The sequence below is a fragment of the Streptomyces gobitricini genome, assembly GCF_039532985.1.
Classification (GTDB): domain Bacteria; phylum Actinomycetota; class Actinomycetes; order Streptomycetales; family Streptomycetaceae; genus Streptomyces; species Streptomyces gobitricini.
The window spans coordinates 26,547-38,918 of the sequence record NZ_BAAASR010000006.1 but is presented as its reverse complement, the minus strand read 5'-3'; the positions used below and the strand labels follow the sequence as shown (position 1 = coordinate 38,918).

Sequence of the window (12,372 nt, the reverse complement as noted above, 5' to 3'; positions counted from 1 at the left end):
CCATGAGGACCGGGGCGGGGGCGGCGCGGCCGTCGATGCAAGAACTGCTGCAACGGCGCAAACGCGCCGGCTTCGTCGGACGTCGTGACGAACTCGCCCGGTACCGCGAGAACTTCGACGTTCCGGTGGAGGACGACCGGCACCGGTTCGTCTTCCACGTCAGGGGCATCGCGGGCGTCGGCAAGACCACGCTGGTACGCGAGTGGCAGGACACCGCCCGCGGGCGCGGTGCCCTCACCGCGTACATCGACGAGAGCGTCAACAGTGTCCCCGAGGTGCTGGCGGAGATCAGCGCGTGCTTCGCCCAGCAGGGACACCCGCTCAAGGCCCTGGAACGGCAGCTGGCCACCTATCGGCAGCGGCGGCACGAGGCGGAAGCGGCGTCCGCCTCCGTGACCGACCCGGAACGGCAGGAGGCGGCCGCGCCGAGCGCGAGCGGCATGGCCATCGCCCAGGCCGGGCTGATCGGCGCCGGCATGCTGCCCGTCGTCGGGGCCTTCGCCGGGGCGGCCGACCCCACCCGGATCGCCCAGGGAACCGACCGGCTGCGAGCCGTGCTCAGCGCGCGCTTCCGCAACCAGGACGACGTCCAGCTCGTACTCGACCCGCTCCAGGCCCTCACACCCGTTCTGGTGAGCGAGCTGGACCGGGTGGCGGCCGAGGTGCCGTGGGTGGCGTTCTTCTTCGACACCTACGAACGCACGGCGCCGTTCCTCGACGTCTGGCTGCGCGACCTGATCACCACCGAGGACCGGTACGGAGCACTCCCCTCCAACGTGGTCCTGACGCTCGCCGGGCAGACCCGGCTCGACCCGGCCTGCTGGGCGGACTACGCCGAGTTCGTCGGGGACATCCCGCTCGAACCGTTCACCGAACCGGAGAGCCGGCAACTGCTCGCCGCCAAGGGGGTCGTGGACGAGACGGTCGTGCGGGACGTGCTGCGGCTCGCCGGCGGCCTGCCGGTCCTCGTGTCGACCCTCGCGGAGACACCCGGAGAGGTGGACGTCCCGAGCGCCACTGCCGTGGACCGCTTCCTCAAATGGGAGACCGACCCCGTCCGCCGGGCCGCCGCCCTGTCCTGCGCCCTGCCCCGCCGCCTCGACGAGGACGTGTTCACGGCGACCACCGAAGCGGACACCGACCTGTTCGACTGGCTGCGCTCCCTGCCCTTCGTCTCCGAGAGGGACGGCCGCGCCCGCTACCACGACGTCGTACGCGGCCCGATGCTCCGCCTCCAGCGTTCACGGTCACCGCGCCGTTGGAGCGCCGAACACGCCCGCCTCGCGGGGGTCTTCGCCGACTGGGCGGAGGCGGCCGCCGCCGGCGTACCGGCCGACGAGCTGTGGAGCCGGGAGGCGTGGCGCGCACCGCGCCTGGAGGAGCTCTACCACCGGCTGTGCGCCCAGCCCGTCACGGCGCTGCCGGGTGTGTTGCGGACCGGCGTGGCCGCGTGCGAGGAGGAGGACCCGGCGACGGCCCGCCGCTGGGCCCGGGTCCTCGCCGACGCGGGCGAGGACGCCGACGCACCGGAACTGCGCGCCTGGGGGTGGGACGCGTCGGCCGCCCTGGACGGCGAGGAGCGGCCCGTAGAGCTGTTGGGCCTGCTGCTGGCACGGGCCGGGTTCGGCCGGGAGGACCAGGTGGCGGCCCTGGTCGTCCGGGGCATGCACCACCGGCGGGCGAACGACCACGAGAGGGCGGTCGCCGACTACGAGCGGGCGCTGGCCCTGGACCCGGACTGCGTGCGGGCGCACTACGGGCTGGCGATGGTGCTCCGGGCGGAGCGCGACTACGCCGGTGCGCTCACCCGCCTGGACCGTGCGGACGAACTCGCCCCCGACACGGCGTGGATCCTGGAGGCGCGCGGGGACGTCCACCGGCTGCTGGGGCAGCACCAAAGGGCCGTGGCGGACTGCGACCGGGCGTTGCACCTCCGGCCCGACAACAGCGTCGCGCTGGCCACCCGAGGACAGGCCAAGCACCTCATGGAGCACGACCGGGAAGCCCTGGCGGATCTGGACCGCGCCATCGAGCTCGACCCCGGGTACTGGTGGGCGCTGGTGAGGCGCTCGGAGGTGCGCTGGCACCTGGGGGACGAGGAGGGGGCGCTGAACGACCTGGACCGGGCCGAAGAGGCCGAACCCGGCCGGGCGTGGGTCATCGGTGAACGTGCCCGCCTCCACTGGCGGTGCGGCCGTCACGAGCAGGCGCTCGCGGACTTCGACCGGGCCCTGGAGCTGGACCCCGGGTACGCGTGGGCGCTGGCCAGCCGGTCCGTCGTCTGGGAGTCCCTGGGGCGGTACGACGAGGCGATGGCGGATCTCGACCGGGCCATCGAGCTGAACCCCGCCTACACGTGGGCCCTGACCCAGCGGGCGGGCCTCCACCGCGCCCTCGGGGACGCGGACGCCGAACGTGCGGACCTGGACCGGGCCGTCCACAGCGGGGACAGTCCCGCGTGGGGGTACGCCATGCGCGGTGCCGGGCACCGCCTGGCGCGGCGCTATGAGGAGGCCGTCGCCGACTTCGACCGGGCGGTCGCGCTCGCTCCCGGCTACGGGTGGGCCATCGCCTCGCGCGGGGTGACGTACCTGGCCATGGAGCGGCTGCCCGAGGCGTTGGCGGACCTGGAGCGGGCCGCGCTTCTCCTGCCGGACACGCCCTGGGTGCTGACCGAACGCGAGACCGTCTACCGGGAGCTGCGCGTGGCCGGCAGGGACGCCTCGCCGGTCGACGAGATCGCCGCGAGCGTGCCCGGCGACGTGGGGTCCTGGATCCGGCGGGCTTCGGCCCGGGCGGTCTGCGGCCGGTTCGACGACGCGTTGGCGGACTACGACCGCGCGCTGGCCCTGGACCCGGGACACGGCTGGGCGCGGGCGAGCAGGGCGTGGCTCCGCGGGCGGCTCGGTGACACACGGGGGCAGTTCACCGATCTGGACGAGGTGGTCGCCTCGAAGAGGAACCTCGCCTGGGCACTGAGCAGACGGGTGCTGGCGTACCAGTCGGCCGGACTGCTGGAGCGCGCCCTCGCGGACCTGGACCGGTTCGCCGCACTCGGCCACGACCCGTCCTGGGCCCGTGGCCGCCGGGCGGCCGTTCTGCTGACCCTGCACCGCGCGGAGGAGGCCCTGGCGGTACTGGACGAACTGCCGCCCGGCGACCGCGACGACGGCACCCTGGGACTCGTCTCGGAGGCCCTGAGGATGCTCGGCCGTTTCGACGAGGCACACGCGGCGGCGGTGCGGCTGCGGGAGAGGGAACCTGTCGAGGGCCTGTTCCATCTGGCGATGGCCGAGAGCCGGATCCGGGGGACGGAGTCCGCGACGGCGCACTGGCAGGACCTCGGACGGCAGTGTGCGGCCGTCGCCCCGCGCGAGCCCTGGGCGCACGAGGTCGGGCAGTCGTGCGTCCTGTCCGCCGCGCTCGGTGAATGGGCCGAGGCGCGACGGCACCTGGACCGGATGCTCTCGTCGCGCCCCGACTGGGAGGACCTCACCGACCTGGGAGGGCGTCTGTCGGAGCTCGCCGCCTGCCCCGGCGCCGACCGGGACGCCCTGGCCCGGCTGCTGGACCCGGTGTGGGCGGCGCGGGCCGCGCTGACGTCCGACGACGGGACATGAGCCCCGAAGGCGCGGCTGACGCCCAGATCCGTACCTGTGGGGCGTCCCACCCATAACACTCCGCGCCCCGGACCCCCCGGATCCCTTCGATTACAGTGCTGCGCGCCGGACGTACGGCGACGGGCGACGGGAGGGACGCGAGGTGAGTGCAGCAGCGGCGGCTGTCTGGGGCCGGGCCGAGCAGCAGGACTTCCGCGCCCGGGTACGGGGCTGCCTGCTGGGCGCCGCGATCGGGGATGCCCTCGGAGCGGGCGTCTCGGGGCTGTCCGTCGAGGCGATCCGCGCGGCACACGGGCCCGACGGGCTCGCCGACCTGACGCCCGCGTACGGGCGGCGCGGTGCCGTGACGTCCGCGACCCAGTTGTCGCTGTTCACCGTGGACGGTCTGATACGCGCCCAGGTGCGCCGCGACACCGGCGCCTGGCACCCGCCCACCGACGTGCACCGCGCCCATCTGCGGTGGGCCGCCACCCAGCGCGACTGGGGTCCCGACGAGCGCCGCAAGGACAACGGCTGGCTGGCTTGCGAGGAGTGGCTGTACGCCCGCCGTGACCCGGCGCGCGCCACCCTCACCGGGCTGGGCGACGAGATCCTCGGCACCGTCGACAAGCCGAAGAACCCGACGGCCCGGGACGCCGGCGCCCTGGTGCGGTCCGCCCCGTACGGGCTGCTCGTCGGCTGGGAGCCGCAGCTGGTGTGCCAGCTCGCCGTGGAGTGCGCCGTGCAGACCCATGGCCACCCCGCCGCCTATTTGGCGGCCGGTGCCTTCGCCGTCGTCGTCCACGGCCTGGCCCGCGGCGAGTCCGTCGACGGCTCCGTGCAGCGGGCCCTCGCGCAGTTGGCGGCCCGCCCCGGGCACGAGCCGGTCAGCGCGGCGCTGAAGCACGCCCTGGGCGCCGTACGGCAGGGCATCCCCAGCCCCGCCAGGATCGCCTCGCTCGGCGACACCGACGGCGAGCACGCCGAGGACGCGCTGGCCATCGCCGTCTACTGCGCGCTCGTCGGGGAGGACGTACGGCACGGGCTGCGCCTCGCGGTCAACCACGACGGCCCGTCGGAGACCACCGGCACCCTCACCGGCGCGCTGCTCGGCGCCCAGCACGGCGAGACGGCCCTCCCGCCGGCCTGGCTGGCCGAGCTGGAAGGGCGGCCCACGATCCTGGAGCTGGCGGACGACTTCGCGATGGAGATGACGCAGGGCCCCGCCCTGCACGGCCCGGCCACCTCCGCGCCGGGCTGGCTGGCCCGCTACCCGAGAGGCTGACGCTCGGGCGTCTCGGGTGCCTCGGGTGTCTCGGGTGCCTTGGGAACAGCGCCCGCCGGACTGCCGTCGTCCGAGTGGAGCTTGTCCAGCACCGCGTCCCGCTCCGGGGTGTCCTCCGGCTTGATGAAGCCGATCACGACGTACAGGATCAGCGACGTCGCCAGCGGCGAGACGATCTGGATCTGGAGCTCGATGCCGCCGAGCCCGTAGTTCGTCAGCCAGAACGCGAACAGGCCCGCCGCCCACGACACCAGCGCCGCCGTCGGCCCGGACCTGCGGAACGCCCGCAGCAGACCGAGCATGAACGGGATCGCGATGGGCCCCATCAGGCCGGCCACCCACTTGATCACGACGGTGATGATGTCCTGGAAGGTGGGGGAGTTGACCTGGGTGGCGACCGCCATCGACAGGGCGAGGAAGGCGACGGTGGACCAGCGGGCGGCCAGCAGCCCGGCCCGGTGCGACCAGCCGCGTGCCGCCCTGCTCATGGCGGGGGCGATGTCACGGGTGAAGACGGCGGCGATGGCGTTGGCGTCGGAGGAGCACATGGCCATGGTGTGGGAGAAGAACCCGACGATGACCAGGCCCAGGAGGCCGTGCGGCAGCAGTTGTTCGGTCATCAGCGCGTAGGAGTCGGAGGCGTCCGGCTTCTCCGGCTTCACCAGCAGCGGCGCGCACCACATCGGGAAGAACAGCACCAGCGGCCAGACGAACCACAGCACCGCCGACAGCCGCCCGGAGCGGGTGGCCTCGCGGGCGGTGGGAGTGGCCATGTAGCGCTGCGCCTGGTTCCACATGCCGCCGCTGTACTCGAAGGTCTTGATGAAGAGGTACGCGAGGAGGAAGGTCACCGTGTACGGGCCGGCGGTCGGCTCGGTGTGCCCCTGCATCTCGGGCCGGTCCCACACGGTCCACAGCGCGCTGAAGCCGCCCAGCTCGGCCATGACGGCGATGAGCATGGCGATGCCGGCGAAGAACTGGATGATGAACTGGCCGAGTTCCGTGAGGGCGTCGGCCCACAGCCCGCCGACCGTGCAGTAGATGCCGGTGATGACACCGGTGATGAGGATGCCCTGGTTGAGCGAGATGCCGGTGAAGACGGACAGGAGGGTGGCGATGGCCGCCCACTTCGCGCCCACGTCGACGATCTTCAGCAGGACGCCGGACCAGGCGAGGGCCTGCTGGGTGGGCAGGTCGTAGCGGTTCTTCAGGTACTCCAGCGGTGAGGCCACATGGAGGCGGGACCGCATCCGGTTGAGCCGGGGAGCGAAGAGGTGGGCGCCGATGGCGATCCCGATGGCGATGGGGAAGGACCAGGTGACGTACGAGGTGACGCCGTAGGTGTAGGCGATGCCCGCGTAGCCGGTGAACATCACCGCGCTGTAGCCGGACATGTGGTGCGAGATGCCCGACAGCCACCACGGCATCTTGCCGCCGGCGGTGAAGAAGTCGCTGACGTTGTCGACGCGTTTGTGCGACCAGACGCCGATCGCGACCATCACACCGAAGTAGCCGATGAGCACGGCCCAGTCGAGACTGTTCATGTGCCCCCTCCAGGGGTCCGCCTTGTGAACGTCGAAGCGCGTCGTCAGTACGTCCGGTCAGCGGGGCCCCCGTGCGGGAGCGGGGACTTCGGGGATTGAACCGTCAGTCCGGGCGGCCGGTCAAGGGTCGTCCGGGTCACGTAGGTGAACGCAAGTCAGGAAGTGGAACAGTTTTACCCTTTCTTGACCCGCGTGGCCGTTGTCGTGTCCGTGACGGGGGCCACAGGATGATCGGGCGCTTCGTCAGGTCCGTACGCCACATGACACAGCGACCGCACGGGACGCGGGTCCCGTGCGGTCGGCGAAGGAAGGGAGGGGGCTCGCCTCACCGGCTCGCCCGCGTCGACCGGCGACGGCCGGCCCGCTCGTCATGGCCACGCGCCCGGCCGGAGGGCATCACGGCAGGGGTGAGGAACGCCGCCGCCTCGGCCGCGTCCGCGTCCGTCGCCGCCTCCGGCGAGCACCCACCGCTCGGCCGGCCGCGCCCGGCACCCGGCTCCCGCCAGGCGACGCACGCCCGGACCGGAGCCCCGGCACCCAGCCGGACGGCACGGCACGGCCCCGGACCCGGTACGGCCGGCCCGGGACCCGGTGCGGCCGGCCCGGGTCGGGCGACCCGGCGCCACCACGTGCTGGACCACTCCCAGGCGGGCCTTGTCCTCCGGGGCCGACGCCGGAGGCGCGGGAGGACGGGCCGGACCGCTGGCGTGGCTGCGCTCCCGGCATCCGCCTCGGCGCCTCACCGGCTCCCCGGCCGCCGCGTTGGCCGCCATCTTCCTCGACCGGCCGGCGCTCGTGCCGGGCGGCAGACGTTTCGTACCGTTCAGCTCGGCCGTGCCGGGAACCGGCCGGTGCGCCGGTCAACTGCTTCCGCGCATGGCCGAGCCCCCTCGGCCGGGACGGCGGACCAGTCGAGAGGGCTCATCGGTGACGCATGCCGACAGGGTCAGAGGGCCCCCGTGCCCACTTCGCGCACGAACGCGTTCCACGACTCGGGGACGAAGGTGATCGACGGACCGGCGGGGACCTTCGAGTCCCGAACCGCGATCGCCGCGACGACGGGGGACTTGACCTCGACGCACGCGCCGTTCCCGCCGGAATACGAGGACTTGGTCCAGGTGTCCGTGGCGCCCTGAATGATTGCCATCTTCCGCTCCGGTTCTCGACAGTGACAGCAGTGACTCGCACCGACCTGACCTGCAGGCTGGCGTGATCGACGCTACTCGTCGGAATCTGCGCGCGGGACGGACGTTCACTCGACTGGATGGCATATTCCATGGAGGTCTTCCGCTGGAAGCCGACCAGGGTGTACCGTTCCGGCTTCTTCCCCGGCAGGCGGGGCAAACCCCCGCCATTCCGAACGGAAGAGGCATACCCGGGATATCGCCACGGACTTCGCAATGTGGCGTCAGGGTGTCACGGCGTCACCGCGTCACGTCCGTGTAGTCCTTGATGACCTCGCCGATGAAATGCCGCGTCTGTTCCACATTCAGCGCCTGGGCCCGCAGATGCTCGTACATCACGCTGTACCGCTGCACGTCGTTCGCCTTCTCCAGGTACAGGTCACTGGTGACCCCCTCGATGTAGACGACCGAGGAGTCGGAGGCGTCCGGGAACTCCAGGATCGCGTAATGGCCGCTGATGCCGGGGTGCGCCCCCATGTCGAACGGCAGCACCTGCACGGTGACGTGCGGCAGGTGGGACTGCTCGACCAGATGCTCCAGTTGCTCGATCATCAGTTGCCGGTCGCCGACCACCCGGCGCAGCGCCGACTCGTCGATCACCGCCCACAGGCGCAGCGGTGTCTCCGCGTCCCGGATGCGCTCCTGGCGCCGCGCGCGGACGTTGACCCGCTTCTCGATGTCGGCCGCCGACGACTCCGGCAGGGCGCCGGTGATCAGCGCCTCGGCGTACTGCCGGGTCTGCAGCAGCCCGGGCACGACCTGGGGCTCGTACACCCGCAGCGAGGCCGCGTCCGTCTCCAGACCGATGTAGACGCTGTAGGGGATGTCGCCGAACGCGTGCCACCAGCCCTGCTGGCGCGAGTCCTTCGCCATCTGCATCAGCGAATCGACGATACGGTGGTCCTCGACCTCGTACACCCCGCACAAGTCACGGACGTCGCGCTGGCTGATGGAGCGGCGGCCGTTCTCAAGGCGGCTGATCTTCGACTGCGAGACGAGCAGGCGCTCCGCCACCTCCTCCGCCGTCATGCCCTTGAGCTCACGGAGCCGGCGCAGCTCCTGGCCCAATCTGCGTCGCCTGACGGTGGGGTTGACGTTGGACGCCACGGGAAACTGCACCTCCGGCTGCTTGGCTGCGGTAGCGGGCGTAGCTCTGCGTATCTACTGCTCAGCAGACTGCCACCAATAGGCTTTGCGCGCTGGAAAATGGCCACACGCGCCCCTCGCCGTACGCACGTACGGACGCGAGCGCGCGGGGCGGCGTGATGACCGCCCCGCGCGCGCTGACGCGGCTCCGAACCGGGCCGTGGGGTGTGCGCCTGGTGCTCGTTTCAGCCTTGCCTGTGGGGCTCTTGAGCCCCTGGTGTCACTCGTGCCACTCGCCGCTCAGTGCGCGACGACGCGGGCCATCGACCCGCTGCGTGCCTGCGGCTGCATCGGTACGGCCGTGGCCGGACGGCCACCACCTCCCGCGCCGGGGCCGCGGCGCGGCTGTGCGCCCACGCCGTTCTGGACGTCCATCACGGCGTGCGCCACGAGGCCGCCCATCGGGTCGTGCCTGATCAGATCCCGGAGCCGGGAGCGTGAGGAACGCCCCTCGTTGCCGGGATAGAGGTGCTTGCCGAGTCCGACCGCGTGGGCCAGCGCGGCGAGCGCCGCGGTCCGCGGGTCCGGCGGTACACCGGTGCGGATCGCACTGTCCAGCCGGGCTCTGATCTCCCGACTGATCGCCGTCTCCGTCGCCTGGTAGCGCGTCGTCGGCAGCACCCCGCACATCTGGCCCTCGACGGCATGCACCATGCCGCACCGCTCCAGATGCGAGAGATACGTCTGGCGGAGCCCCAGTCGGGGCCCGCCGATCCAGTGGACGGCCCGCACCGGACTGCCACGCCTGCGCAGCAGCTCGAGCGCGGAGTCCAGTGTCGGATCTCCGGTCGGCCGTGGCATCACCACGGCGATACGATCCCCGTCAGGGGCTATCCGTCCTGCCAGAGCCAGCTCCACTAGCTGTGCTCCGGCCAGGCCGAGGTCGAGCGACTGCGGCTGCGCTGTGGTACCCGTGGCCGGGTCCAGAGCGAGCAACAGCAGCTCCTCCGGAAGTGTTCTGCGGCTCCTGCCCATCCATGCCTCCCCGCGTGGATGAATGACAGGGTGACCCCTCTCACATTGGTCTGTCGAGAGCGCCTGGGTGCTTCGGACGGGAACCGGTAGGTATGTCGTTCTCGTCTTGCACGTGAGCCAAGCGCTCACACAGGGACACTGGTACATGGTTCGGGCAGTGCGTTGATCGAAGGAGGCACGGTGGCGGGCGAGTCCCCCGACAAGTCGGAGCAGCAGAAGTCGCCGGGGGAGACGGCTTCGGACGAACGTGATCCGAGGCTTGCCGTACGTGGTGACGCCGCGTCCCCGGCCGGGGACGCGGAGCGCTCGGTCGACCAGCCGACAGCGGTGTTCAAGGCGGTTCCTGAGACGGTTCCGGAGGGTTCGGCGGTTTCGGAGGGTTCGGAGGTTCCGGGCGACCGTGACGGTGACGCGCGGCTGAGGGACGCCGTCGCGGCGTGGGTCACCAAGGCGGACGAGCCGGGCGGAAACGACCCCGCCGCGTCCGGAGTGGCGGCCCCCGGGCCCGTCGGCGCGGCCGCCGCCGAGCCTGCCGGGCCTGCCGGGCCTGCCGGGCCCGTCGGCGCCGAGGAGGCCGCGGACCGCCCATCGGGTGCGGATGACGCGGACAGTGCGGGCGGCGCGGACGACGCGGACGACGCGCCCGTGCGTTCGGCGGAGGTGTCCTCCGAGGCTGCCGAGCGCGCCGCCGGGGCCGCCGACGAGGTTGTCGGACCGTCGGCCGAGGCCGCCGAGCCGTCCACCGAGGCCGCCGGGCGCGCCGAGCCCGCCGATGAGCCCGTCGAGCCGTCCCGCAGGGGTGGCGCCTCCGCGGGGGCCGCTGAGCCGAGCCCACGGGCCGGGGCGGGGTCCTCCGCCGGTGACGGGAAGCCGCGCGAGCCCGCCGACGAGGCCGCCGAGCCGTCCGCCAAGGACGAGCCGTCCGGCGAGGGCGAGGCCACCGCCAAGGGCAGCGGGCCGGCCACGCCGGCCGAGGAGCCCGCGCGGGAGGGTGGGCGCGAGCCCGTCGACCAGCCGACCGCCGTGTTCCGGGCCGTCCAGCGCAAGCCCGTGGACCAGCCGACGACCGCGCTGAAGGCCATCACGCCCACGGCGCAGGCGGCAGACGCGGCCGAGGCCGCGGAGTCCCCCGCCGAGCGGACGAGCAAGTTCGTACCGCTGCGCCCGGACGACGCGCGCCCGGCCGCGAAGAAGCGCGAGACGCCGGCCGCCGCCACGGCCGCTACGGCCGCCGCGCTGACCGAGCCCGAGCGGACCAGACAGCAGCCCCTGCCACCCCGGCCGCCGCTGGACATGCTCGCCGAGCTGACGAACACGCCGCCCCCGCCGGAGACCCCGGTCCGCACGGCGGTCCGGCGCGTCAAGATCTGGACGCCGCTGGCCCTCCTGCTGGTGATCATCTTTGCGATCGTGCAGTTCGTGCGGCCGCTGCCCGCGCCCACGCTGGAGATGACCGCCAAGTCGTCCTACGCCTTCGACGGAGGTGAGCCGTCCCTGCCGTGGCCGAACGAGGGCCAGGGCTACATGTCGGCGACCGGCCTCGGCACCGTCGACTCCTTCGGCGAGCAGAAGCCCGTGCCGATCGGCTCCGTCGCGAAGGCCATGACGGCCTACGTGATCCTCAAGGAGCACCCCCTGAAGAAGGGGTCCAAGGGCGAGATGATCGAGATCGACGCCCTCGCGGAGAAGGAGGGTGGTTACGACGCGCAGAACGAGTCCACCCTCAACACGGTGAAGGCCGGCGACAAGATCACCGAGTACGACGCGCTCGCCGCCATCATGATCCCCTCCGCCAACAACATCGCCCGGCTGCTCGCGCGCTGGGACGCCGGTTCCGAGGCGGCGTTCGTCAAGAAGATGAACGACACCGCCAAGGAACTGGGGATGAAGAACACCACGTACACCGATCCCTCCGGCCTGAACCACACCACCGTCAGCTCCGCCGAGGACCAGGTGAAGCTGGGCGAGAAGCTGGTGGAGATCCCCGCGCTGCTGGAGATCACCGCCATGCCCTGGTGGACGGACCCGTCGGGCAAGAAGTGGCGCAACTACAACGACCTCGTCCCGTACGACGGGGCGCTGGGCATCAAGACCGGCAGCACCACCAGGGCGGGTGGCAACCTGCTCTTCGCCGCGCACAAGAAGGTCGGGGAGACCGACCAGCTGATCGTCGGTGCCGTCCTCGCCCAGTACAAGACGCCGATCCTCGGCAGTGCGATCGCCGCCAGCAAGGAGGCGATGCTCGCCACGCAGGACCTGCTGGCGAGCCGGACGGTCGTCAAGAAGGGTGATGTCGTCGGCCACGTCGACGACGGCCTCGGCGGTACGACGCCGGTGGTCGTGACCAAGGACGTGAAGGTCGTCGGCTGGTCGGGCCTGACGGTCAAGCTGGAACTGGGCAACGGCGGCCGCGCGCTGCCCCACTCGGCGCCCGCCGGTACGCAGGTCGGCGTCCTGACCGTGGGCGAGGGCGCCAGCCAGGTCCGGGTGCCGGTGGCGCTGCGGAGCGCCCTGGCCGAACCGGGGCTCGGTGACAAGCTCACCCGTCTCGGCTGAACCGTCCCTGGGCGCCCCGGATTTCCGGGGCGCCCCCGTGTTAGCGTCCGGACACGTCCGGGCAACGGATGTCGCCGGAACGA

General features: G+C 72.3%; 7 protein-coding genes. 3 read left to right on the top strand and 4 right to left on the bottom strand.

The annotated features are described in order from the left end of the window. The first annotated feature begins 2 nt into the window (after positions 1-2). Positions 3-3,620, top strand: a complete 3,618-nt coding sequence (locus ABD347_RS05820) for a tetratricopeptide repeat protein (RefSeq protein WP_344357240.1) — start codon at positions 3-5, stop codon at positions 3,618-3,620. A gap of 142 nt (positions 3,621-3,762) precedes the next feature. Next, a complete protein-coding gene (locus ABD347_RS05815) occupies positions 3,763-4,884 on the top strand; it encodes an ADP-ribosylglycohydrolase family protein (RefSeq protein ID WP_344357237.1) in 1,122 nt (373 codons plus the stop codon). Here the strand turns inward: ABD347_RS05815 and ABD347_RS05810 are convergent. From ABD347_RS05810 to ABD347_RS05795, 4 genes are all read right to left on the bottom strand, one after another. Then, the gene (locus tag ABD347_RS05810; protein WP_344357235.1) at positions 4,869-6,428 is read right to left on the bottom strand and encodes a sodium:solute symporter family protein; all 1,560 of its coding nucleotides are present in this window, start codon (positions 6,426-6,428) and stop codon (positions 4,869-4,871) included. The two genes, ABD347_RS05815 and ABD347_RS05810, sit on opposite strands and share 16 nt — an antisense overlap. A 946-nt stretch (positions 6,429-7,374) precedes the next feature. Next, positions 7,375-7,575 carry a DUF397 domain-containing protein gene (locus tag ABD347_RS05805; RefSeq protein WP_064069186.1) on the bottom strand — a complete coding sequence of 67 codons (201 nt, stop codon included), beginning with the start codon at positions 7,573-7,575 and terminating at the stop codon, positions 7,375-7,377. Between the two features lie 277 nt (positions 7,576-7,852). Beyond that, the gene (locus ABD347_RS05800) at positions 7,853-8,719 is read right to left on the bottom strand and encodes a helix-turn-helix domain-containing protein (RefSeq protein WP_344357230.1); all 867 of its coding nucleotides are present in this window, start codon (positions 8,717-8,719) and stop codon (positions 7,853-7,855) included. Positions 8,720-8,998: 279 nt separating this feature from the next. Continuing rightward, complete coding sequence (locus ABD347_RS05795; protein WP_344357228.1) at positions 8,999-9,733, bottom strand: GOLPH3/VPS74 family protein; 735 nt, start codon at positions 9,731-9,733, stop codon at positions 8,999-9,001. Between the two features lie 180 nt (positions 9,734-9,913). On the opposite strand from ABD347_RS05795, the gene ABD347_RS05790 reads away from it, so the two are divergent. Further along, the gene (locus ABD347_RS05790) at positions 9,914-12,289 is read left to right on the top strand and encodes a D-alanyl-D-alanine carboxypeptidase (RefSeq protein WP_344357226.1); all 2,376 of its coding nucleotides are present in this window, start codon (positions 9,914-9,916) and stop codon (positions 12,287-12,289) included. The last annotated feature ends 83 nt before the right edge of the window (positions 12,290-12,372 follow it).

What these genes read in the sequence shown, in the direction of transcription:
- ABD347_RS05820 (WP_344357240.1), top strand. Translation starts at nt 3, where the DNA reads ATGAGGACCGGGGCGGGGGCGGCGCGGCCGTCGATGCAAGAACTGCTG.
- ABD347_RS05810 (WP_344357235.1), bottom strand. Translation starts at nt 6,428, where the DNA reads ATGAACAGTCTCGACTGGGCCGTGCTCATCGGCTACTTCGGTGTGATG.
- ABD347_RS05805 (WP_064069186.1), bottom strand. Translation starts at nt 7,575, where the DNA reads ATGGCAATCATTCAGGGCGCCACGGACACCTGGACCAAGTCCTCGTAT.
- ABD347_RS05795 (WP_344357228.1), bottom strand. Translation starts at nt 9,733, where the DNA reads ATGGGCAGGAGCCGCAGAACACTTCCGGAGGAGCTGCTGTTGCTCGCT.